21 protein-coding genes and 1 pseudogene are annotated in these 23,591 nt (G+C 56.8%); 9 read left to right on the top strand and 13 right to left on the bottom strand.

What is annotated here, in order from left to right:
- Positions 1-11: 11 nt before the first annotated feature.
- The 4 genes and pseudogenes from sbcC to XM38_RS14035 all read left to right on the top strand — a co-directional run bounded on the left by sbcC (position 12) and on the right by XM38_RS14035 (position 6,355).
- Positions 12-3,044, top strand: coding sequence for an exonuclease subunit SbcC (gene sbcC, locus XM38_RS14045; protein WP_256995633.1), 3,033 nt, complete (start codon positions 12-14; stop codon positions 3,042-3,044).
- Positions 3,045-3,345: 301 nt separating this feature from the next.
- Positions 3,346-3,579 (top strand): DUF433 domain-containing protein, encoded by a 234-nt coding sequence (locus XM38_RS14040; RefSeq protein WP_225889316.1) that lies wholly within the window; start codon positions 3,346-3,348, stop codon positions 3,577-3,579.
- Positions 3,576-3,656, top strand: a pseudogene (locus XM38_RS29010) (DUF5615 family PIN-like protein); the annotation flags it as partial. The gene XM38_RS14040 and the pseudogene XM38_RS29010, both read left to right, overlap by 4 nt.
- A gap of 665 nt (positions 3,657-4,321) precedes the next feature.
- On the top strand, positions 4,322-6,355 hold the full coding sequence (locus tag XM38_RS14035; protein ID WP_088430190.1) for an elongation factor G: 2,034 nt from the start codon (positions 4,322-4,324) through the stop codon (positions 6,353-6,355).
- Between the two features lie 30 nt (positions 6,356-6,385).
- Here XM38_RS14035 and XM38_RS14030 read toward each other — a convergent pair whose 3' ends face one another.
- The 8 genes from XM38_RS14030 to XM38_RS14000 form a co-directional block, all read right to left on the bottom strand.
- On the bottom strand, positions 6,386-6,766 hold the full coding sequence (locus XM38_RS14030; RefSeq protein ID WP_080807920.1) for a hypothetical protein: 381 nt from the start codon (positions 6,764-6,766) through the stop codon (positions 6,386-6,388).
- A 34-nt stretch (positions 6,767-6,800) separates the two neighbouring features.
- Complete coding sequence (locus XM38_RS14025) at positions 6,801-7,415, bottom strand: hypothetical protein (RefSeq protein ID WP_137455124.1); 615 nt, start codon at positions 7,413-7,415, stop codon at positions 6,801-6,803.
- Positions 7,412-8,062 carry a ParA family protein gene (locus XM38_RS14020; protein WP_080807925.1) on the bottom strand — a complete coding sequence of 217 codons (651 nt, stop codon included), beginning with the start codon at positions 8,060-8,062 and terminating at the stop codon, positions 7,412-7,414. The genes XM38_RS14025 and XM38_RS14020 overlap by 4 nt, the downstream gene beginning before the upstream one ends.
- Before the next feature lie 27 nt (positions 8,063-8,089).
- Positions 8,090-8,251, bottom strand: coding sequence for an HAD family hydrolase (locus tag XM38_RS26020; RefSeq protein ID WP_187329412.1), 162 nt, complete (start codon positions 8,249-8,251; stop codon positions 8,090-8,092).
- Positions 8,241-8,723 (bottom strand): HAD hydrolase-like protein, encoded by a 483-nt coding sequence (locus XM38_RS14015; RefSeq protein WP_187329411.1) that lies wholly within the window; start codon positions 8,721-8,723, stop codon positions 8,241-8,243. The genes XM38_RS26020 and XM38_RS14015 overlap by 11 nt, the downstream gene beginning before the upstream one ends.
- Positions 8,724-8,815: 92 nt before the next feature.
- Positions 8,816-10,885 carry an FAD-dependent oxidoreductase gene (locus XM38_RS14010; protein WP_088430186.1) on the bottom strand — a complete coding sequence of 690 codons (2,070 nt, stop codon included), beginning with the start codon at positions 10,883-10,885 and terminating at the stop codon, positions 8,816-8,818.
- A gap of 35 nt (positions 10,886-10,920) precedes the next feature.
- Entirely contained in the window at positions 10,921-11,421 is a 501-nt protein-coding gene (locus XM38_RS14005) for an NINE protein (protein ID WP_080807930.1), read from the bottom strand.
- An 83-nt stretch (positions 11,422-11,504) separates the two neighbouring features.
- Positions 11,505-12,656 (bottom strand): site-specific integrase, encoded by a 1,152-nt coding sequence (locus XM38_RS14000; protein WP_080807932.1) that lies wholly within the window; start codon positions 12,654-12,656, stop codon positions 11,505-11,507.
- Between the two features lie 270 nt (positions 12,657-12,926).
- On the opposite strand from XM38_RS14000, the gene hemH reads away from it, so the two are divergent.
- Complete coding sequence (gene hemH / locus XM38_RS13995) at positions 12,927-14,087, top strand: ferrochelatase (RefSeq protein WP_080807934.1); 1,161 nt, start codon at positions 12,927-12,929, stop codon at positions 14,085-14,087.
- Here hemH and XM38_RS13990 read toward each other — a convergent pair.
- Together XM38_RS13990 and XM38_RS13985 are read right to left on the bottom strand one after the other, a co-directional pair.
- Positions 14,079-14,726, bottom strand: a complete 648-nt coding sequence (locus XM38_RS13990) for a Uma2 family endonuclease (RefSeq protein WP_088430184.1) — start codon at positions 14,724-14,726, stop codon at positions 14,079-14,081. The genes hemH and XM38_RS13990 overlap by 9 nt on opposite strands.
- A 114-nt stretch (positions 14,727-14,840) precedes the next feature.
- The gene (locus XM38_RS13985) at positions 14,841-15,437 is read right to left on the bottom strand and encodes a DUF4126 domain-containing protein (RefSeq protein WP_187329410.1); all 597 of its coding nucleotides are present in this window, start codon (positions 15,435-15,437) and stop codon (positions 14,841-14,843) included.
- A 219-nt stretch (positions 15,438-15,656) separates the two neighbouring features.
- Here XM38_RS13985 and XM38_RS13980 point away from each other — a divergent pair, with 219 nt between their 5' ends.
- Entirely contained in the window at positions 15,657-16,232 is a 576-nt protein-coding gene (locus XM38_RS13980; RefSeq protein ID WP_080807937.1) for a rhomboid family intramembrane serine protease, read from the top strand.
- Between the two features lie 18 nt (positions 16,233-16,250).
- Here the strand turns inward: XM38_RS13980 and hrcA are convergent, their stop codons facing one another.
- Positions 16,251-17,327 carry a heat-inducible transcriptional repressor HrcA gene (hrcA, locus tag XM38_RS13975; protein WP_080807940.1) on the bottom strand — a complete coding sequence of 359 codons (1,077 nt, stop codon included), beginning with the start codon at positions 17,325-17,327 and terminating at the stop codon, positions 16,251-16,253.
- A gap of 489 nt (positions 17,328-17,816) precedes the next feature.
- On the opposite strand from hrcA, the gene XM38_RS13970 reads away from it, so the two are divergent.
- Both XM38_RS13970 and XM38_RS13965 read left to right on the top strand, forming a co-directional pair.
- Complete coding sequence (locus tag XM38_RS13970; protein ID WP_080807944.1) at positions 17,817-18,854, top strand: LysR family transcriptional regulator; 1,038 nt, start codon at positions 17,817-17,819, stop codon at positions 18,852-18,854.
- Between the two features lie 137 nt (positions 18,855-18,991).
- The gene (locus tag XM38_RS13965) at positions 18,992-20,410 is read left to right on the top strand and encodes a serine/threonine-protein kinase (protein WP_080807946.1); all 1,419 of its coding nucleotides are present in this window, start codon (positions 18,992-18,994) and stop codon (positions 20,408-20,410) included.
- Between the two features lie 24 nt (positions 20,411-20,434).
- On the opposite strand, the gene XM38_RS13960 is transcribed toward XM38_RS13965, so the two are convergent.
- Entirely contained in the window at positions 20,435-21,136 is a 702-nt protein-coding gene (locus XM38_RS13960) for a Crp/Fnr family transcriptional regulator (protein WP_088430182.1), read from the bottom strand.
- A 417-nt stretch (positions 21,137-21,553) separates the two neighbouring features.
- On the opposite strand from XM38_RS13960, the gene XM38_RS13955 reads away from it, so the two are divergent.
- Positions 21,554-22,411: a hypothetical protein gene (locus XM38_RS13955; RefSeq protein WP_137455123.1), complete on the top strand. Its 858-nt coding sequence runs from the start codon at positions 21,554-21,556 to the stop codon at positions 22,409-22,411.
- A 305-nt stretch (positions 22,412-22,716) separates the two neighbouring features.
- Here XM38_RS13955 and XM38_RS13950 read toward each other — a convergent pair whose 3' ends face one another.
- On the bottom strand, positions 22,717-23,553 hold the full coding sequence (locus XM38_RS13950; RefSeq protein ID WP_080807953.1) for a Cof-type HAD-IIB family hydrolase: 837 nt from the start codon (positions 23,551-23,553) through the stop codon (positions 22,717-22,719).
- Positions 23,554-23,591: the final 38 nt, after the last annotated feature.

Below are 23,591 nucleotides of genomic sequence, written 5' to 3'. Positions count from 1 at the left end.
CTGCTATCGTATTGGATGCGGCCCAGGGCAAATGGATGATTCCCAAGCAATTGACCCTGACAAATTTCCTCAGTTATCGGCAGGCCAGTCTCAATTTCCAGGGCCTGCATGTGGCCTGTATTGCCGGAGCCAATGGAGCCGGTAAGTCATCATTACTGGAGGCCATTAGCTGGGCACTTTGGGGCCAGAGTCGCGGCAGTTGCGATGACGATGTCATCCATGGGGGCGAGATGGAAGCTCAGGTGGATTTTGTCTTTGAGCACCATCATCAGACCTATCGCATTCTCCGCAGCCGCCGGCGTCGGCAGAATAGCTCTTTAGAATTTCAAGTCGAAACTGAGTCAGGCTTTCTCAGCTTGACTCGGCGAGGGGTGCGGGCAACGCAGCAGCTGATCTGCCAGCAGCTGCGACTGGACTATGACACCTTTGTCAACTCGGCCTATTTACGTCAGGGACGCGCCGATGAGTTCATGCTGAAGCGCCCCAGTGAGCGCAAGCAGATTCTGGCCGATTTACTCAAGTTGGATCAATACGATCAGCTGGCGGATAAGGCTAAGGAGCGGGTTCGCCAGGCCAAGGCCGAAGCTAAGGTTTTGGAGCAAACCCTGGTGGATCTTCAGGCCCAATTGAGTCAGCAGCAGTTGGTGGCACAACAGCAGCAGGAATTGACCACTCGCTTGGCCACACTCGATCAGCAACAACAAGCCGACCAAACTACTCTGGCCGGGTTGCAGGAGCAACGGCAGCGGCGACAACGGTGGCAACAACAGCGGACACTGCTACTGCAGCAAGTTGATCACGGTCAACAAGTACGAAGCCGATTACGGCAAGAATTGCAAGAGCTGCAGCAACGGCAGCAGGCGGTGAGTCGGTTGTTGGCTCAGGCAGAGGCAATTAGCCAAGGCTATGGGCAGTGGTCACAGCTACAGGCGGAGGAGGCGCGTCTCTCCCAGGTTTGGGAAGCTTACCAACGGTTACACGCCCAGCGAGAGCAGCTGCAGCAACAGGTCACCCAGCCTCGAGATCAGTTGCTGAGACGACAGCAGCAAGCTCAGCAGCAGTTGCAAGGGCTGGAGCAGGAGGGGGTGGAGCTGGCGGCCATTTTGCAGAGGCAGGATCAGGTGATGACGGCGATGGCCCAGCTGCGCCAGGCCCAGGAGCGCTTGCATCAGCTCGATCAACGGCAGCTACAGGTGTTGCCGCTACTGCAGCAGTGCCAGGCGCTACAGCGCGACTTACAACAGGCAGCACTGCGGCTGGCGGCTCGCTTGGAGGAACTGAGCCACAGTGAGCAAACTTTGAAGCAGCACCAGGCTCAGCAGCCTCAGTTGCAGCAGGCAGTGCTGGAGGTGACCCATACCCTAGAACAGTTGCAACGGCGGCGTGCCTATCAGGAGCGAGTGCGGGAAAAGGGGTTGGAACGCCGTCGCTTCATGGAGCAGCTGCAGGACAGACAGCGGGCCTGTGAAACCCAACTGGCCCAGCTGGAGCAGAAAATGGAGTTGTTGGCGCAGCCCGATGCCCCATGCCCGGTGTGCGATCGCACCTTGGGAGTGGACCACCGGCAAGGCATCTTAGCGCGCCATCGCCAGGAGCAGCAGGACCTACAGCGAGAGATCTGGGTGATTCGGGAGCAACTAGCGGTGTCGGAGAAGGAGCTGCAGGTGCTACGGCAGGAATATCGCGATCTAGACGCTGAATTGGCCAACTACGACCCCACCCTGGAACAGCGGGGACAGCTGCAGGCCCAACTGGATAGCAGTGCCGGCATGCAACAGCGGTTGCAGCAGATTTTGCAGGAGCAGACCCAGTTGCGCCAGGCCCTAGAGCACCAGAACTATGCCGCCGATGTGCAGACGGCCCTGCAGGCAGTGGAGCAACAACTGGCCGAGTTACCCTACGACGAGCGCGATCATGCCCTGGCCCGGGGACAGGTGGATCGGCTGCGTTGGGCCGAGATCAAGCAGGCCGAGATTAAACAGGCCCAGCAGAAGCACCGCCACTTGCAAGGACGCCGTCAGGCCCTGGAGGCAACCCTGGCAGAGGTGGAAGCCCAGCTAGCAGCCTTGGCAGCATCGCCTCAGCAGCAACACCTGAGCCAGGTGGAGCAGCAGTTAGCCCATCTCGACTATAGCCCGGACTATCATCATCAGCTGCGCCAGCAGCTGCGGGCGGCCCAAGATTGGCGGCTGCGGTACCAGGCGCTGGAGCAGGCCCGGCAGCAGCAGCCCCAAGTGCAGCAGCAGGTGGATGAGATCGAGCGGCAGGTGCAGATGCGATCGCAGGAACTCAGCCGCCTACAGACGGAGCTCACCGAACTAGACCAACGGCTGCAGACCACTCCCGATCCCCAGGCCGAAGTGGTCCACCTAGAGCAGCAACTGCAAGGGCGTCAACAGGCTCGGGAGCAGCATCTGGCCCAGTTGGGAGCCCTGCGTCAGCAATACCAGTATCTGCAGCAGCAACAGGCCCATCTCGACAGCCAACAGCAAGCCCTGACCGCGGCCCGCCATCAACAGCGGGTACATCAGGCGGTGGCCCATGCCTTCGGTCGCAATGGCATTCAGGCCCTGATCATCGAGACCCTACTGCCACAACTGGAAGCCGAAACCAACCAGATCCTCAGCCGCCTCAGCGCCAACCAGCTCCATGTGCAGTTTGTTACCCAGCGGGTCGGGCGCAGTCGCCAGAGCAAACTGATCGACACCCTCGACATCTTGATCGCCGATACCCAAGGCACCCGCCCCTACGAGACCTACTCCGGTGGTGAAGGCTTTCGGGTCAACTTTGCCATTCGCTTGGCCCTGGCCCGGTTACTAGCTCAGCGCTCCGGCGTGCCCCTGCAGATGTTGATCATCGATGAGGGCTTCGGCACCCAAGATCAGCAGGGCTGTGAACGGTTGATCGCCGCCATCAATGCGATCGCAACCGACTTTGCCTGCATTTTAGTGGTCACCCACATCCCTCACTTTCGCGAGGCCTTCCAAACTCGCATTGACGTGGTTAAAACCGAGGCTGGTTCCCGCTTAGACCTATCAATGTAATTCAGCAGTCTCCTATTCCGTCTCCACCAAGCGGGTTTACCAGCATAGGATGCGACCGGTCCCTCTCCTGGGGAGTTAAGCTTTTAGACAAGTGTTGACATTAGCCTGTCTGGAGGGCAATCGCCCTAGACCTAACCATACAGCATTTCCTCTCTGGGTAAGGTACAGCTTACTCCTGGGGTCGAGGGTTTCATGGCCATCCTCATACCTCACTAGATTCAGAAACGCTGTGGGCAGATATCATCTAATCAGTGAACAAATGATTTTCAGCTTAGTATTTGACTCGAGTTGAGGTGAAATTGTGCTGGGGTTCGACCGCATCACGTTTGATTCGCAGATCATGGCAGGCCAAGCCTGTATTCGAGGAATGCGCGTGCCTGTTTCTTTAGTGCTGAATTTGGTTGCCAATGGTAAGACGACTAGCGAAATCATTGAAGATTATCCCTATCTAGAAGCCGAGGATATTCAGCAATCGTTACAATACGCAGCTTGGCTCGCATCCGATCGCGTCTACACTACAGCGAAGGCCGGATGAAGTTTTTGGCGGACATGGGCATTTCTCCGCACACAGTGGAGTGGTTACGTCAGCAAGGCTATGATGCGGTACATCTGCCCTGGAGCAATTATTTCGGTGAGCGATGAGATGTTTAGGGTGAGAACTCTGCCAATGTGATATAGGGCCAGAAATCGTCCTCCCACGTAATTACATCCTGCGATCATTGAAGAAGTGAATTGGTTTTGCTGGTCAGGGGTGTTATGAGAAGGTCTTGCGACAGGTGCGAAGCATTGCTATTTCCTGGCAGGGTGATACAGCCTGCCTTCTGAGATCAAGGGTTTCATGGTCATCTGTGTACCTCACTAGCTTCAAAAACGCTGTAGTCTGGTTATCTAGGCACATCAGTCTATGCCCCCATTTGTGGATGTCCACGATTAGGTTAAATAAACTTTTGCAACTCCCTTTCTGCAGAAGCTTGAACTTTTCCAAACCCTCGGCGCCGAGAGGTTATGGCCAGGTTAATCTGAGGCTATAGCCATGAAACCCTCCCTCAGTAAGGGTCGCACCAGCGAGGGCGATGAGAGCCTGAGTGGGAATCTGAGTATGAAAAAGCGTTGATGTTGCTTCACCCTTCAGCCCTTTACCCCCGTCGATGACGGCTTTGTTCTCCACTAAGCAGCACCAGATTTAGAGAGTTCCCATCTGCTTCGTCCCTTGGTTACTTTTGGGGGCCATGGGCAGGGTCTGTGGCTGGGCGTAACTATGTCATAGGGGTAAACTGATGACCCAAAAAGTATTATCGGGCTCACGGAACGTGGCAATTGTGGGTCCCTACTCTAGTGGTAAAACCACCCTGCTCGAGAGCCTACTATTCGTAACTGGAGCGATCTCCCGCAAAGGCAAGATTGAAGACGGTAATACCGTCGGCGACGCCACCCCAGAAGCCCGAAACCACAAAATGACCGTGGAAGTCAATGCCGCCTGTACCAAGTACGGCGGCATTCATTTTAACTTTATTGACTGTCCTGGTTCTGTCGAACTCCTGCAGGAAACCTACAACGCATTGATTGGGGTCGATGCTGCCATCGTCGTCTGCGAACCCGATCCCACTCGCATGCTTACCCTAGCCCCCTTGTTTCAATTTCTAGACACCTGGGAAATTCCCCATCTGCTCTGGATCAACAAGATGGATCGCCCCAGCGGCACCTACTCAGACGTATTGACGGCTATTAAGGAAGTCTCTACGCGGCCTCTGGTGCTTCATCAATATCCCATCCGCCAAGGCCAGGATCTAGTGGGTTTCATTGACCTGATCAGCGAGCAAGCTTACCATTATCATGCCGGAGCCGCCGCGGACCCGGTGCCCCTGCCAGAAACCCTGCGGCAGGAGGAGCATCAGGCTCGCTCAGATATGCTAGAAACCCTAGCCGACTTTGATGACCACCTCCTGGAAGAACTGCTGGAGGAAATTGAGCCGCCTCAAGAGGAAATTGTCAGCGACATTAAGCTAGAACTCGGGGCCGACTTGATTGTGCCTGTGGGGTTCGGCATCGCTACAGAAGACTATGGGGTCCGTCCCTTGCTAGATGCCCTGGTACGAGAAACCCCTGACCCCGATGCCACCTGGCAACGCCGGGGTGAGGGTATCTCTGTCGATCTGCCCCTAGCCCAAGTCCTAAAGACTTACTACAGTCCCCAGGGGGGCAAATTGTCTCTAGTGCGGGTGTGGCAGGGGACCCTAACAGACGGTGAGAGCCTCAATGGCGAGCGTATGGGCGGGCTCTACCAGTTGATGGGGCAACAACAGATCAGCCTCAGCCAGGCCGGGGCTGGCAGCATCGTCGGCGTTGCCCGCCTGGATAGTGCCCAAACCGGAGACACCTTGACCATTGGTGAGGATTCTGTCGAGCCGTTACCCCGAGCCGAGGAACTAGCCCCGGTCTATGCCCTAGCCGTGGTGCCAGAAAATCGACGGGATGAGGTGAAGTTGAGTGGGGCCCTAGGGAAATTGCTGGAGGAAGATCCAGCCCTACACTGGGAGCAGCATGGAGATACCCACGAAGTGATTCTCTTGGGGCAGGGAGATATGCACCTGCAGTTGGCCATAGAACGACTGCAACGCAAGTACACCTTACCGATGACTACTCACCTTCCCCAGGTGCGTTATCGGGAGACGATTCGTAGGGCCCAAGACTCGGTCCATGGTCGCTATAAGCACCAGACTGGCGGTCATGGTCAATTTGGTGATGTTTACTTGTCAATTTATCCCCTAGAACGGGGGGCCGGATTCCATTTCGAAGACACTATCGTCGGTGGCGTCATCCCCAAACAATATATCCCCAGTGTCGAGGCTGGGGTGCAAGAATATCTGGTTCAGGGGCCATTGGGCTTTCCAGTGGTGGATGTGGCCGTCACCCTGACCAATGGCTCTTACCACAGCGTCGATAGCTCCGAGCAGGCCTTTAAGCAGGCGGCTCGCATTGCCATGCAACGGGGCATGCCCAATTGTGAACCGGTTCTCCTGGAGCCGATTACGGCGGTGGATATTTCGGTGCCCAATAGCTTCACTGCCAATGTGTTGCGGCTCATTAGCGGTCGGCGAGGTCAGATTCTGGGCTATGCCGAGAAGCCTGGCTGGAGTGGTTGGGACTTGGTTTCGGGCTATATTCCTGAGGCCGAACTGCAAACCATGATTTTGGAGTTGCGATCGCTAACCCTGGGCGTGGGGTTCTTTCAATGGCGTTTCGACCATTTATCCCCAGTGCCGGATAAACTCATCAACAGAATCTTGACCACGGCTGACGCCGCTAGTTAGGGGCTAGGCCTGCTACATCTGGGTGGGACCTTAGGGGTCCTGCCCATGGTGGCGGCCCAGTTCATATACCCCACCGCCAATACAGGCAATCATGGCCAGGCTAAAGGCCCAACTACGCCCTAGGCCCACTTCCACGGCATAGTTCAGTAGAGCGCCGACCAGTAAAAACGGCACGATACTCATCAGCGAGCCTAAAAAGGCGTTCTGAGCTTCCCGACCACGGCGGGTGCGTTCAAACTCTTCTTTAGAGGTGTATAGGGAGCGCTCAGCAAAGTTCAGCCAGCGATTAAATTGATGGGCCACCCAGTGGCTCAGGGGAGAAAACCCTAAGTATAGAGCCAAGGCCCAGAGGGCGACGCTAGCAATTACCGTGGCATTAAACACCAGCGGGAACGGCAGTAATTCACTCATGGTTTCTCTAGACAAACGCTTCAGCCTAACGGAATCAATCTACCCAGCCGATATCCTCATCGGAGAGGAGGCTAGGTTGGGCGTCCCGTTGAATGGCATAGTCAGGAATGCGGCGGTCTTTGACGATGTCGCGGCCGCGAACCATACGCGATTTTGCAGCAGGTGGTTTCGCCTCTAAGGCCGGTCGAGCCGAAGCGGTCTTGGCGTCGGCCGTAGTCGTTACCGCTGGTTTAGTAGTGGCTTCGGTCATTTTCAGGATGACTTGTTTGGTTTCTGCAAGCTCCTGGGTGAGGTTGGTAATCTGGGTCGCCTTATCGTTGCCCTCAGCCTGACTCTGAGCCAACTCTGCTTTGAGGTCATAGAGACGTGTCTGATGGTCTTTGAGGTCGGCCCGGAGGTCATCAATCTTGATCTGCAGGGCGGCTTCCCGCTGTTGGCTAGCCGCTAGGGTTTCTGTCAGGTCCTGCACCTGTTGCTCTAGGTCAGCCTTTGTGACTCGTCTGCTGGATCTACTAGATTTATCAGAAGAGTTGGGTTTGGTGGCTTTGGCTGCCGGGGCCGGGGCAGCCTCAGGCGCCTGGTTCTCTTGGTCGTCCTGAGGGGGAGGTGCCTCTTCCTTGAGAAGGTCAGAGAGACGCTTTTTAGTCATGGCTTGCTCCATTCTTGCTCTAGTTCCTCTGCCACGCGGCAGTAGTCTGCTCGGGCTTGCGAGCCGTGGGCCCCGCGCCAAGAAGTAATTGGGACTCCTTCTAACGCCGCTCGCTCATGGGCTTTGTAGGCCCGAATGTAGGTTTTACAGGCGGCAATGCCAACGTCCGCTAGGGTGGCCAGGGCGTCTAGGGCTTCCCCTAGGCAACGGGTGTCAACTCGGGTCAGTAGGACTCGGTGGGGCACCCCCACTGTCATCACCGCCCGTTTGATGGTGGTAATGACGGCGGCTAAATCCATGGGAGCCGGGGGTGTCGGCATCAAGAGATAGTCGGCCATGGGAATAACGGCATTGAGTGCCTCAGAATCCAGGGCCGGGGGGGTATCAACCACAATTAAATGATAGGTCTGGACGGTCTTGAGTTGACTCAAGAGATGAGGATTTGTTTCCTGGGTGAGATCAAATGTCCAGGCGGCTGAGTTGCGCTCTACCCACCAGCTGGCCGAACCCTGGGGATCGGCATCGACCAGTAATACCGATTGGGTCTCTGCAAAGACGGCAGCTAGGTTAACAGCGGTGGTCGTTTTGCCGACGCCACCTTTGCCATTTAAGACGACCAATACTCGAGGGGTCTGGGTTGCCGTCACCCCACTCTCCTTCCTGTTCCAGGACGACTATAGCGCATCTGCGATCGCAAGTAATTGCTCTGGTGCCAAGACCAGAAAATTAGGGTGATGGTCTGCCAGTACATTTTCGCTATTGAATCCCCAGGTGACTGCAACCGAGCGGATGCCCGTCTGCCGGGTGGCTTCGATGTCGCGGACCTCATCCCCCAACGTAAACAGTGGTGGCAGGGTCTAGCTGATAGCGACGCAGAAGCTGCCGCAGCGGCCGTCGCTTACCCAAGAGGGTGGCTCCAGTGTACACAAAATCAAACAGGGGACTGAGGCCATGCAGCCTCAGAAACAGGTGCACATTGTCCGCCGTATTCGAGGTCAAGATCCCCAGGCGATATCCCCGCTGATGCAACGTAGTCAGCACCTCAATCATCTCTGGGAAGGGCTGCAGGTGAGGAATTTCCCGTTGCAAATCCTGACGCACTCGCCGCAGCAGCCACAGTACACTGCAGCAAGATAGTCCCGACTGCCGCAGCAGTTGGCGGGTGTGCAGGTCCTTAAGGTCAGCCACCTCTGCCGGAGACTTGGGCTCATAGCCAAATCGGGGGGCCAAGCGATTGGTAATGGCAACAATAGCCCCCAGACTATCGGCAATGGTGCCGTCGAAATCGAAAATAAACGTTGCCACCACCGTGTCAAAATCCCAGATGCGTCAGTAGCCACGGTATTCAGCATATAGCACTGCCTCCACAGGTTAGCAGGTAGCCAGGGGCACGGCCCCGGCTACCAGGGACGCCAATCCTGCCAAGCTTCATTGAAAATGGAGGTGCCAGGGAAGGCGGTGGGGTTTCCCTGACCTTCCAGGCGCCAGCGCAGTTGCTCTAACTGGGGCTCGGATTGGGGCAGATCATCGACTAGTTGATAGGGCAATAGTCCCTGGTCTAGGGCGAAGTCTACGGTGGTGCCAGCGGCGGCCCCGGCCGACCACTCGAAGGAGTGGACTCGATAGGCGGCGGCGGCGATGGTGCTGGTGGCGATGCTCTTACCTGCCACCAGCAGGTTGTCAATCTCTTGGGGAATCATGGTCCGCAGCGGAATCTGAGCCGGATAGGCCTGGCCGTGGGCCTGGCGCACCCCAGGACGTTCGATGTTGCCAGGGGCCTCGGGAGGATGCTGGGCCATGCAGGGATGAAAGTCGATGGCGTATTGGGCAATACCGACGGCATCGGGGTAAATTCGCGATCGCATCCGTCGGGGAATCTCCTCGGCTGGGGTGCCCTGCTCGATCACCCTAGTGGTGGCCAACCCGGCCAGGTTGCGCCAAAGGCGGAGATAGGTGCGGGGATCGAGCTGAGTTTGGTAGTACTCGCCGCGAAAATCTTGCCAGGAAAAGTCCACCTCGTGGACGGCAAACCCCTGGGGATAGCCGTAGGCGGGGCGACCGATAATGCGCCGGCCCTCTCGGATATAGGGATATTTCGACAGACCGTGGGCAGTGCCCATGGGGGTGTCAAAGCCGGCCAGGAAGCGATGGTTGGGATGCGGTATCTTGACGCTATCGTCCAGCTGGGAATCGGTGTTACCCGCCACCAACCAGTAATAAAATCCTAGGCATTCTCTCTTCTCCCCCGACGCAGGGTCTCCAGGGCGCAGTCCCCCCACCATCCCCCCCGGTTCCAATTGCCCCCGTTGCTCAAGCTGGGCTTGGGTGTAGATCAAATTATCCTGGGCCGTGCCCGGGCGGTAATCATTGCCCCAGGTCCAGTTCTGCATGGAGACATCGCCGACATGGGGGCGAGCCACCCCGATGATGGTGCCAGTATCCTCAGGTACCGGGGGGCTCCAGATGCGGCGATAGGTGAAGACAAAGTCGAAATAATCCTGGGCCGAATAGCCCTCTCGTGCCCGTTCGTAGCTGTAGTAGGAGGCATATTGAGGATAAAAGGGTGGCATCACCTGGATCTGAGGCTCCGCCAGCTGCTCCATGGCAAAGGTATAGGTAAACCCTTGCGTGCAATAGGGATCTTGGGTTTCCACTGGGGAGGAGGGATTGAGGGGAGAGCGCGGGTCGAGCCCCAGACGATAGGGCACCTGGGCCAAGGCCACCAGTTCGCCGGTTTCGGTGGCTTCGATCACATACCAGTCGGCGGGTGGCGCCGTGGACGGCTTCTCGGATGGCTCCGCCTCGGGAGGCAGGGGCACAAATTGGATAATTTCCTTGCTCAACCGGGCCGACCCCTGATAGTGGTAGGCATCTGCAAGGATATGGGACAGGGGCTGGTTGTTCAGCGCTGGGGTGCCAGGGGCGGGCTGATGCCGAATCGCTGTGACTGCTTCAATTTGACGACCATCAGCTCCTAGGCTTAGGTCCTTGACCACGGTATGGGGAAACCACTTCAGGTCGCCATTGCCTCGCTCGGCTGCCGCCATCAACATGTCAGACAGCAGGTTATGGGCATCTGCCGGTAGAAAGCAGGTGGCACTGACCCAGCAGTCGCCGGGGTTGAGCTCACCATAGTGCTCACGGATGCGATCGCGCAGTTCCTGATAGCCGCGGGCATAAAATAGCAATTGCCGCTGCCGCCGGGCTTCGTCTAGGGCAGTGGTGCCCTGGGATGACAATTGGCCGCCGATCCAGTCGGTGATGTCCGTCAGACAGACGGTGCGTCCAGCTAGCAAGCCCTCATAGGCGGCGGCTGTACCGGCTAGGCCCCCACCGACGATCAAGATTTCACAAGTGACGCTGCGATCAGCAGCACGCGGGGCACTGGCCCGGGCCATGGGCAGCCCCAGCCAACCACCCAGGAGCAGCCCCAGCAAGCTCCAGCAGTACCAACGGCAGCGATTGCTCATTGATCAATACTCCCCACCATCTATGGAGCTAAGCCTTACAGTTCTAGGAATCGATAGAGGACGATGCCGCTGTCGGGATGATTTTCGATGTCCACATAGCCGGATTTCATCATCTCCGTCAGCAAGGTTTCCACCTGGGCAAATCCCAAGCCAGTGGCCAATACCCCCTGGGTCACCGACAGTTTTCCCCCATGGGCTTGGGCCGCTCGCAGCAGCGTTACCCGCGGGTCTGGCTTGGGCTCTACCACCGTGGCGGTGGCCCCTTGGTACCCTGTGGTTCCTCCAACCTTAGCCAGTCGCTTCAGGCGATACTCTTCTGCCATCTTGGGGACAAAAAACAGATCGATAAACTGGCCTACATAGAGAAGGCCGAAGGTAAAGAACCACAGCAACCCAGTAAAAATCTTGCCATTATAGAGACGATGTAGACCATGGATGCCAAACCAGCCTAGGGCCCAGAGCACATAGGACAAGATCAGGCGATCCTGGGGCGAAGTCACTCGGCTAGAGGATGCGGTTTCTGGTAGGGCAGCCATCGCAGGGAAGTCCTCTACTGACCATGTCGCCATTATAGGAAAGTTGCCTGGCAAGCACCCACCCTGATGCCATGGCTGACATCCTAGCCTCGCCCCAGGGCATTGCGCACGGCCTGTTGTTGGTCGCGGCGGGTGATCCAACGTTGGTAGGTACGATTGTGAATGGCCACCGAATGGCCCATCATCCGAGCTGCCACCGTGTCGGGTAAGCCCATCAGGATGGTACGTACGGCCCAGGCATGGCGCAGATCATAGGGGGAGAAGGGGATGCCATAGCGGCGAAACTGGGTGGTGACCTGCTGACCGATGCGCTGTAGCGAGGTGCGGCTGAGGTCGGTTTGAATCTGGGGCAGTTGCACAGAGCGGAGCCCAAACTGATCGACCCACTGGGGTGGAAAGGGCCAGACTTCATGGAAGCCCGTCTTGGTGGTTTCGTCGACGGCAATAACTGCCTCGGGATCTCCTTGCCCTAAGGCAGAGTAGTCACAGAAAAAGACCTCGTGGTTGCGTAGGCCATAGCTGGCCATGATGCCGTAGACGAAGCGCCAGGCCGGGTTGGGAATACGCTCAAACCAGGTCACGATGTCGGCATCGGCAGGCAGATCCCGCTTTTGGGTGCGACCACTGCCGTAGCGACCCCAGTATTGCTTTAGCTCAATGGGTAGGTCAATGCGATAAAACTCGGCAAAGGCGGCCAGGGCGGTGCAGCAGACCTGGCGGCTGCGGCTATCGGCGGCGGTGGCCTGCACCGTGGCGTAGATGGCTTCCGGTAGGTTGAGGGAAGGGGTGCGCTGGCATCGGACCAGCAGTTGCCGCAGGTAGGGGGCGTAGGCCTTCTCCCAGGTGGTGTGCGCCGAGGTGGTGGTTGTGTCGGAGCAGCGCCTGGCCAGAAAATGCTGGCGAAAGGCCTCAATCTGCTGATCCAGATCCCGGCTGCTCAGGGCTGGCCCCCCCGGCTGTAAATAATCATGCCAGTCAAAGCGGTGTTCGATCAGGCGGGCGGCGATCACCTTAGCTTCCTGCTCGATCTGTTTCAGCCCTGCCTTCGTGGCCGGGATGCCCAGGGGAATCCGCTGCTGATAGCTACGCAGGCGGTGACTCCCGGGGCGAGGGGGAAGGGTGCCCCGCAGATTCAAGGTCTGTCCCCGCCGCTCGATCCGCAGGCCCAGCCGGGCTGCCTTCAGGCGGGCATTCACCTGATCGATGCGAGGATCAAGGGAAGAAAGCTCTGTCATGGATTTGGCAACGGCTGGCTGTTTTAGAGAGGAGAGCCTGGTAGAATACCTGCACCTTTCTGATCTCAGGCTAGGGTTCCTTAATGGTGGAGCTAGTGTCTAGCTCAGCAGTCAGGGGCCACGACAGCCCGTCTTTGCGGCTCATTATGAACCAGGTTCGAGCACACCTAAAGCCCGAGAACAGGTGATCTCAGGTTTTATGTTTCAGTCATAGAATCATTGTTAAGATAATCGAAGAAATATTAGAAGTCTAGGAAACGAGCTGTTGCCATGGGCCGTGTTGGGGTTTTGCTGCTGAATTTGGGCGGGCCAGAACAGATTGAGGACGTACGTCCCTTTCTGTTCAATTTATTTTCGGATCCAGAGATCATTCGTCTCCCTTTTCCCTGGCTGCAAAAACCCCTAGCCTGGCTGATCTCTTCGTCTCGTGCTAAGCAGTCCCAAGACAATTATCAGCAGATCGGTGGTGGCTCTCCTCTGCGGCGCATTACCGAAGAGCAGGCCCAGGCCTTACAAGCCAGTCTGCGGCACAAGGGCCATGATGCCAATGTTTACATTGGCATGCGCTATTGGTATCCCTTTACCGAAGAGGCAGTGGCTCGCATCAAGCGGGATAGCATTGAGCAGTTGGTCATCCTGCCCCTCTATCCCCAATTTTCCATCAGTACCAGCGGCTCTAGCTTTCGGCTGCTAGAGCGTCTGTGGCTAGAGGATCCTGGTCTGCAGCGGATCAGCTACACGCTGATTCCCACGTGGTACAGTCGCCCCGGCTATGTGCGGGCCATGGCTGAGTTGATTGCTCGGGAACTCGATCGGTTGCCAGACCCCGATGCCACCCATGTCTTTTTCAGTGCCCATGGGGTGCCGAGCAGCTATGTGGAGGAAGCGGGAGACCCCTACCAGAAGGAGATCGAGCACTGCACCCAGCTGATTATGAAGGCCCTGAACCGGCCCAATGATTACACCCTGGCCTATCAAAGCCGGGTGGGACCGATGGAGTGGTTACAACCCTACACCGAAGATGCGATCGCAACCCTGGCCGATCAAGGGGTGAAAGACTTGGTGGTAGTGCCGATCAGCTTCGTCTCTGAGCACATCGAGACCCTGCAAGAAATCGACATCGAATATCGTGAAATCGCCGAAGAAGCTGGCATCGAAGGCTTCCATCGGGTCCCGGCCCTGAACACCCATGGCGGCTTCATCGATGACATGGCCGACATGGTAGTCGAAGCCCTAAAGGCTCCCCGCTGCCTATTCTCTGATGTGGTCCAACCCGAGAAGGTGAAGCTTTACCCTCAAGAACGCTCTGCTTGGGGCCTAACTCCCTTCGCCGAGGTCTGGAATGGCCGCCTAGCCATGGTGGGCTTCTTGGCTCTACTGCTGGAGTTAGTCAGCGGCCAAGGTCCCCTCCATTTTGTGGGCTTACTGTAGACCGCGATCAATCTGCCGACGCACCCACTGGCGGCAGTCTACTTCGGCAGCCACCTCATCCACCAGCGCCGCCTCTAAGAAGGTATAAAGATCGACCTTCTCCACCCAGGGGAACGTGGGCGAGTGATCGCGCTGGACGTATTGGTCGTTGACGAGGCACAGAATGATCCATTCTCGGCCGTCGAAGCGCCAAAATTCCGAGACACCCAGGCTGGCATAAAGGGCACATTTATTAATGTCTGTGTGGGTAATATCCACTTCCACCACCAGATCCGGCGCTGGGTCACGATCTAGGTCGACTTCGTGGTCGGCGACCCGATGGTAGTTTTGGAGGTAATATCCATTATCGGGCTCAGCGCTTTTGAGCAAATCTGCCCGTTCCAGGGTGGTCGACCCCATGGACTTCATCTTCGCCCCCATCTCGACCACCATAATTCGAATAAATAGTTCAATCAACCGGGCAAATCGCTCATGGCCTTCCAGGGGCATAGTGATCTCTAAAATTCCCTGATCGTAGGTGAATCGGGCATGGCTGCGCTGGGCTAATATCTGCTGAATTTGTTTGAACCCCTGCCAATCAAGGGCATGGAAGGCCATGCGTTTCTCACCGATTGGTTTGACTGGCGCGTCTAGATACATGGCCGTGGCCTCCAGGTGACGATACGTTCTGGCCCAGGTGACCTCATTCTAGCCAGGAGTCGGGTGACCTCATGACTCTGACGCCTGGCCCTGAGTATCGACGCTGCCGCCGTCTCAATCTTGGGGCCGCAGGCGCTTGCGGCGGCGCTGCGAGCGCTGTAGGGGGCGACCATACCACTGTCGCCAGGCCGTAGAGGTGCGGATCACTAGCCACAGCAGCAACAGGGCAATAATGCCGCCGTGTTGAGGGGCATCAAAGGCCGAGAAGACCAACCCAATACAGAGAAAATCCTCGGCCACCAGCACCCAAAGCCGAGGCGGTTGAGGCCGATAGAACCAGCCCAGCTGCACCAGATGAATGACTAAGGCCAGTAGCGTGGCCACTCCTGCCACCAGCACCAGCAGCCAACCCTGCAAGGCAGCAGTGCGGGCCACTGCAATACCGGCCAGCAGCCCGACTACCGGGCTCAGGACCAACTCCGTCAGCTGAAACAGTCGCTGACTAGGGCGATCCTTCGATAACACCAACTCGGCCAAGGACCAAGCAGCCAAAATCCCAATCACCAATTGAGGCGGTAGGTGAGCCAAGAGCGGTACATTAGACCAGAGTTGCTCTCCCGAGAGTAGCCCAATCAGCAGCAAAGGCATGGCTAGCCGAAGGCCAGTGGCTGCCCCAATCGAGAGAACTGCTAACAGTTCTGTGATGAACACCTGAGGGAGTAGGAATGCTGTTCTTTCATTGTTTAGTGTGACATCTAGATCGGGAGTTAGCCGTGAACTTCCGGTAAATCTAGGGTGAATGGCAGGCAGCCTGTCATATAGCACCGTTAACGCCCTTGGCGTAGCCGTTCGGCCGAGAGCTCAGGCCGAGGCCTGGCCGCAAGCCATACATGACCAGCTGCCTTTGGCCTACTGCTAACCGACTTGCCGATGACTAACCCTAACGACGATGGCACCCTCTGGAGCGAACTGCAGGCTCAGGTCTTGATCCTGGGGGGACTGGTGATAGTGATATGGCTGGTTCATGGCGTGGATTGGCTGCTTCCTCGAGATTTGAGGGCCTATGGTATCCATCCCCGCACCTGGATGGGCCTGCGGGGCATTCTGCTGGCCCCGTTTCTCCATGGCAGTTGGACTCACCTGATTGCCAACACCATACCCCTGGTGACCCTGGCTTGGCTGATCATGCTGCGACAGATTCGAGATTTTTGGCTGGTGAGCCTGGTGGTGATGCTAGTGGGCGGGCTAGGAATCTGGTTAGTGGGAGCTACGGGGTCGGTGCATATCGGCGCCAGCACCCTGATTTTTGGCTACTTTGGCTTTCTGATGATGCGGAGCTATTTTGAGCGCAGCCTAGTTGCGATCGCAATGGCGATTCTGGTGTTTTTCCTCTATGGCAGCATCATCTGGGGCATATTGCCCACCCAGACCGGTGTTTCCTGGGAAGGCCATCTTTTCGGTCTGATCGGGGGCATCATTGCCGCCCGTTGGCTCAGCCGTCGCTAGCCCAGGCTTTACCCCTGCTTAATTCAAGGTGGTAGATAGATAGTCCGCCGCCGCCTCCACCACAGCCACCACATTTTCATACATCATGCGGGTAGGCCCCAGCAGACTGACACTGCCGATGGGCCGTTCATCCTTAACATAGGTGGACGAAACCAAGGCACACCCCTGCATTGGTTCCAGGGGATTTTCCGAGCCAATCCAAACCTGCAACCGAGACGCCTCCACCGCCGGCGATGATTTTCCAATTAGGGACCACAGTTGAGACTGCTCTTCTTCCAACAGGTGTAAAATGGCCTGCAACTGCTGAGACTCAGAGAATTCCGGCTGCCGCAACACCTCAGCCAAGCCGCTAACAATGAGCTGAGTTGGAGCCAAGACCTCAGTATGGCGAGCCAACTCCAACATGGCCTCTCGTAGGGCATCGGCATAGCGCTGGAACTCTCGGTCCAACTCGCTCCAATCCAGGGTGGTAATCTCAGACAAGAGCCGCCCCCGCAGATGATGGGTCAGAAAATTAGAGAGAATCTGTAACTCTCGATCTAGGGCCTCTAAGCCGGCCTCCTCAGCATTGCCAGGCTGAGGCAACGGCAGCACCATAGACTGAGTCGCTAGAGAATCGAGCAACACCAACAATAGAATCTGCCCTGACTCTACCCGAATTAGCTGTAGATGGCGGATCAAGGCCATGCTAGTCTGGGGCACGGTGATCACGGCCAAGTAACCACTCAGGGTAGCCAGCACCTGGGCCGCTCCCTTGAGCAACGCCTCTAGACTCCAGGCGGGCCAATTGAGATCGCTGCTGAAGCGGGAATCCACCTGACGGGCTAATTCCTCTGACGGCTGCATCAGGCGATCCACATACAGTCGATATCCAGAGTCCGAAGGCACCCGCCCTGCCGAGGTATGGGGTTGATACAGCAGCCCCGACCGTTCCAGTGCTCCCATGGCGTTACGAATCGTGGCTGGACTCACCGACAGGTTATATTCTTGAACCAGGGCCTTGGATCCTACCGGTTCTGCCGTGGCAACGTAGTGGCGCACAGTTGCCCAGAGTACATGTTGTTGTCTAGGACTCAATCTCAGGGAACGCGACATAGGCAACCGAGGGCAATTCCCGGTACAAGTCTTTTGAAATACCTTAGCAGAAGTTCCATACCCCACAGCTGCGCTACGTCTCCTGGGACTTGCGGGAGGGGTGTGCTTTAGCCCCCTTAGCACCTCAACTATTCCTCAACAATTCGGTCAACTTATGGCGGGACTTAGGCAGGTTTATTTCAGGAGATCGCCGCAAGCAAGTAATCTAGGGAGTGCGGATCGTTTGTAATCCTTTATCAAATCGTGGAGTATCTATTGTTGAGGTTAAACACTAACGATCCTAAACAGGGGAGTCAGTTGCCTTGGGCTCACAGCCTATGACAGTGTCTAGGCAACCCTGGCTCAGGTGTCTGGATAACGCTGATGCCAGCGTTACCATCAATTCCACGCCTGCGGCAGTCCTTACCCTGTCCTTACCTGACGTCAAGACGCTCTAATGCTCTGAAGTTATGCGTTTGGTGGGTGTTCTAATGTTTCGGGTTAGTTTTTATGTCTGACCTTCCATTTACTCTAGATCAACTCCGAATTCTCAAAGCCATCGCGGCTGAGGGAAGCTTCAAGCGGGCTGCCGACAGCCTGTATGTATCACAGCCGGCTGTCAGTCTGCAGGTTCAAAATCTAGAACGTCAGCTGGATGTGCCCCTGTTTGATCGGGGCGGTCGTCGGGCTCAACTGACCGAAGCCGGACACCTGCTCCTCAGTTATGGCGATCGCATCCTTAGCCTGTGCCAAGAAACCTGCCGGGCTATCGAAGACCTACAAAACTTGCAGGGAGGCACCTTGATCGTCGGCGCCAGCCAGACAACAGGCACCTATCTGCTGCCTCGCATGATTGGCATGTTTCGCCAGCACTATCCCGATGTGACGGTGCAACTACATGTGCATTCCACTCGCCGCACCTCCTGGAGTGTGGCCAACGGTCAGGTGGATTTAGCTATTATTGGCGGCGAGGTGCCCCCAGAATTGCAGGATTCCTTACAGATCTTGCCCTACGCTGAAGATGAGCTGGCCTTGATCATGCCGGTCTTCCATCCCCTGGCCAGTAGCGGCCAGATCCAGCGGGACGACCTTTACAAGCTGCAATTCATTGCCCTCGACTCCCAATCCACCATCCGCAAGGTCATCGATCAGGTGTTAAGTCGTAGCGGCATTGACACCCGACGATTGACCATCGAAATGGAACTCAACTCCATTGAAGCCATCAAAACAGCAGTGCAATCGGGGTTGGGCGTAGCCTTTGTATCTATTTCGGCCATTGAAAAGGAACTGCAGATGGGAGTGTTGCACCGGGCCACCATTGATTCCATTGTGGTCAACCGCACCCTGTCGGTGATTTTCAATCCCAATCGCTATCGCTCCAAGGCCGCCGAAGCCTTTACCCAGGAGATTTTACCCCAGTTCACCAACCACCCCCTAGAATTGACGAAGAAGTTGGCCTCTGCCCAGAAAAATGGGGCAGTTCTGGAGACTGCAGCGGCAGCAACGGCAGAGGTGTCTTCTTCGGAGGATGGGGTATCGGGGGAGTAAGAGAGTGGGAAGGTGAAGGGTGAAGGGTGAAGAGTGAAGGGTGAAGGGTGAAGAGTGAAGGGTGAAGAGCAAATCAACTACTCGTTACTCGTTACTTGCTACTGTCGTCTGCTGCTGTTTGGTCGTTTCCCAGTGCAATGGAGATTTACTGCACCCGTCCCGGTTGCTCTAAGCCTGTCAATTGGTTTCCTAAGCTCACGCAGGCAACCCTCAAAACTCTACCCCAGAAATATTGCACCAGCTGTGGTATGCCCCTGATCTTGGCAGGGCGCTATATTCCCCAGCGGACCTTGGGACGAGGCGGGTTTGGTGCTACCTTTTGGGCGCGAGATCGTTACACCCCGACCCAGCGACCCTGCGTGGTGAAGTTATTTCAACCGGCTACCTCCATGACGCCCCAGACATTGCAGGTGGCTCAGACCCTATTCGAGCGTGAGGCGATGGTCTTAGAAGAGTTGGGAAATCAGCATCCTCAAATTCCTGATTTGTATGCCTTTTTTCCTTTGCAGGTGGCTGGGGGGCCCGGCACCCGGACGGAGGAATATTTCTATCTAGTGCAAGAATTTATCGATGGCCAGGATCTAGGCCAGATTCTGGCGCAACAAGGGCCTCGCCCTGAGGCGGAGGTGCAGGCAATGCTGACATCAATGCTAAAGGTGTTGGCCTTTGTCCACCGCCATGGCACCATCCATCGGGATATCAAGCCCTCTAATATCATGCGGCGGCGAGATGGCCGCTTATTCTTGCTGGATTTTGGCGCGGTGAAGCAGGCCACGGCAGCAGCCCCTCAGTCTACTAGCATTTATTCGACCGGCTACGCGCCACCAGAGCAAATGGCTGGGGGGACGGTGTACCCCGCGACAGATCTCTATGCCCTGGCGGTGACCTGCTTAGAGTTACTTACCGCTCAGGAGCCAAAGCAATTATACGATCCCTACCAAAACCGCTGGCAGTGGCCGCCTCAGCTGCAGGTGACCCCGTCGCTGAAAATAGTGCTGCAGCAGATGTTGATGGCAGATCCCCAGCAGCGCTATGCCAGTGCTGAGGATGCCCTGGTCGCTCTGCAGCCTCCCAAGCTCTCCACTACTCTGCAGCCTTCTACTACTAAGTCAGCCCCAGCCCAGGCTCCTAGTCCGTCCGGGAAGACTGCACCCCCGACTCCGCCTCCCCCATCCCGCCGCCGTTCTACTTCTTCTTTCTCTCTGGTTGAGTTTCTCGGTGGAGCCGCCTTCACCGGATTTGAAGGCAGCCTCCTAGCCTTGGCTCTAGCCAGTACCCTAGGCACCACTTGGTTAGGGAGTGGCGCCTGGTTGTTGCTATTGGCCGGGTTAGTCGCACTGCAGTGGCGACGGGTGATCGAGCGTGTCGATCTGATCATTATTGCCGCAGTAACCCTGGGGGTGGTGTTGTGGTTCCCGCCGTTGCGCTTGGTTCTGGCCGGGTTGAGCGCTCCGGGGCAAGCCGTGGTGGCTTTGGCCATTATGGCGGCTCTGGGGACAGTTGCGATCGCAACCCTCTACCGCCTGATTTACCACTTGATTTCCCACCTGCTGTGAGCCCTGGATATCGAGGCCCCACACTTAGGCCTGTTGTTGTTGCACGATATCGGCGGGGATAGCCAAGAGCCCATCTTTGTAGAGTCGAATCAGCCCCTGTTGGCGCAACTTCCCCATCAAGCGAGTCACCGTCACCCGAGTGGAGCCAATAGCACTGCCAATCTGAGCATGGGTCAAGCTCCAGGGTAAGTAATAGCCCCCCTCATAGGGTTGGCCAAACTCCTCAATCAACAAAATCAAAAACCCCAGTAGCCGATCGATGGTGCGCCGCTGGCCCAAGGTACTGAGCCAGAGCAATTTCCGTTGATGCTGGTAGCGAAAGGCATCCAGCACTTCCCGACGAAAATGGGGCCAATTGTCGAGGTCTTGCCAATACATCCAGAGCACACTGGTTTGATCGACGTGGGCGTAGCTCTGCAAGGCAAACGGAGACTGAGCAATGATTTCAAACGGTTGCCCGGCCCCAACGAATCCCAAGAAGGCCTCTTCATTAGCCGCCTCCGCCAGGGATTCAGAGGGCTCTTGAGACCGCTGACTGGCAATGACATGAGCATCACTGACCAGCCGCACTGCCCCCCGTTCCACCAAATACAACAAGCCAGTCCGAACCGGAATCCGTTCGTCTTTACTAAAGGTGCGAGAGCGATAGTGCTTCTGGGCCCAGTCAGCAATCCGTTGCCAGGTCAAAAACGGCCGGGCATAGTCAGACGGCGTCAGTGGATACATGGCCAAACATACTGGGTGATACTGCAATGACGGGAACAGACGTAAGGATCGTCACATTAGCTCCTAATGCAACATTGGCAGGAAACACACCAGATTTCGGGCAGGATAGATGGCACTGACCATGGCTAGCATACGGCTAGAGTAGAATGCCAGGAACATGCTCCCGTACCGAAATGGAGTACAGATCTTAGCTACGAGCAACTAGCAGCAGGGCCAGCAACGCGCTAAACCCCTTAATACTAAACCAAAGACTCCGTAATTTTTCCCTGATCTCTCCTGGCTGTGGATATTTATTAACCAAATCACTGCCAGTAATTCATCTGAGACAGATCGGTGACGATTCAATCCCCTAGCAGGAGTCTGCGGTCCACTGCGATGGCGATGACAGTAGCGATGGTATCTATATCCCTCAAACGCATGTTGCAAAACGCACTACATCAGGCCCTGCCTGCGGCAATCCTACGGCTAGACTCGGCGGCAGTGGCCCTCATCAGCCAGGCCGATATCGGCACTCATTCTGGCTCCATTCCCCTACATCTGGACGTCCCAGGCCCGGGCCTCACCTACACTTCTGCGGTGGCCCATGCCGTAGCCGCCCTTGGCCCTTGGCCCCCGATGGCCGTGGCCCAAGCCCTGCAGACCACCCTGGCGTCCATGTCCCTGGTAGCGCCCCCGCTCCAAGTGGCGCTGGTCCCCCAAGTCAAGGGGGAGGGTTGGTTGCAATATTGTCTCACCGCTGCTGAATTAGCCAGTTGGTTAGAGGCAGTGTACAAGGCCCCCCCGGAGCCAGCTCTACAACACCAATGGCCCCTGCCCCTGCCCTGCGATAGTAGCCCCCTAGCCAAAAAGCTACACCTATCGGAGCTCGCCTTGCTGCAGCATAGCCATGCCAGTTGCTGGCGCCTGTTGCGGCAGGGACACCAAATGGGTGGGCTGGACGACCTAGCCCCCATGGAAACGTCAGGTCGCTGGCCAGCCATCGCTCTTCCCCCTTTGCCATCACCACCCCAGCCGCTGCCCCCAGTGGCCCAGGGAGTCTTACACCGATTGAGTAGACTCGTGGATACCCTAGCTACCGCCGATCCTAACCGCCATCGCGGTCGCCACGGCCTCTATCTGGCTGAGCAGCTCTATGACTGGGAGGCCACCGCCTGGCAGTGGCCCCAAGCCCCCTCAGCCCAACGCCACTATTACCTGGGGATGGTGGCGGCCAGTCAACGCAGTTTACAGCGACTGCTAGACCAAGCCGGACTGCCTGCCCCCCGCAGCCTCTAGCAGTTTGAACAGCCTGATGCTGAGCGTTGGCCGAGCAGCAGCTAGCCCGGCTTCAGCGCGGTCGTTAGGGAGGCTAATAGAGAAAATAAGGATTATTTAACGATTCCTTCGCCACCGAGGGGGTGACAAACCCATTGCCATTGCCTATACTTGAGTTGTGTGTGAGGAGCGAACCAGCAAGGGCATCGAGACGAAACACGGCCAGTCGTCGGTGCCCTTTCTGACGTTTAAACGCAGATTTTAATCAACGCGCTTCAAAACGCCGGCTCAGGCCCGACCGCATTCCTACCCCTAAGTCAGTCATTCTAAGTTAGCAAGAAGTGCTCGATGGCAGTCGCTACGCCATCGGCTTCGACGCTGGGGGCAACCCAGTCAGCCTGTTGCTGCACCACCAAGGGAGCATCAGCCATGGCAATGCCGATGCCAGCATACTGAATCATCTCTAAATCATTGAAATTATCACCGATGGCCATCACCTGCTGAGGCCGTAGCTGCAATAGGGTTTCGGCTAAGTACCGCACTGCTGCCCCTTTATTAGCCATGGGGCTGGTAGCTTCCAAGAAGGTCTGCACCGATTGGGTCAGGTAGAGGGCGTTGGTGGCATAGCGAGGTCGCAGGGCAGCGAGCAGCTGGGAGACAGTGATGGGATTGGGGCTCTGGGCCAGGAGTTTGGTGGTCTGCAATTGGGGCCGTTGCAGCAGCAGTTGCTTCAAGTCTCCTACGGCCAGAGGTTGGATACCAGAACGGGCAGCATAGGCTTCGGTTTCGCTGAGAATCTGGCGGACGTGCAATTGGTCGTCGATGTAGAGATGGATGGATATGGCCTGTTGGGTTTCCCAGGGGGCCAGTTCGTCCAATAGGGTCAGGGCTAGGTTCCGGGGTAAGGGACTGTGGCGGTAGACCCGACCACCGCGAGGATCCTTGATCAAGGCCCCTTGGTAGGCCAACAGTGGTAGAGAGGAGGCAATAGCCTGGTGAAAGCGTACGGCAGCACAGTACATGCGACCCGTGGCAATGGCTACGGCAATACCCTGTTGCTGAGCCGCTGCCAAGGCCTGTTTGACAGGCTTGGATACCTGATTATTGGCTCCAGCCAAGGTGCCATCGATATCGAGAACTATTAACTGAATATCCGACGCCACAAGCGAGTCTCCTTGCTCCCTTCCCTATTATCTGGGAT

It is taken from the genome of Halomicronema hongdechloris C2206 (genome assembly GCF_002075285.3).
GTDB lineage: Bacteria > Cyanobacteriota > Cyanobacteriia > Phormidesmidales > Phormidesmidaceae > Halomicronema_B > Halomicronema_B hongdechloris.
Note: the sequence above shows the minus strand (reverse complement) of the source record. Positions and strands in the feature narration are given on the sequence as shown.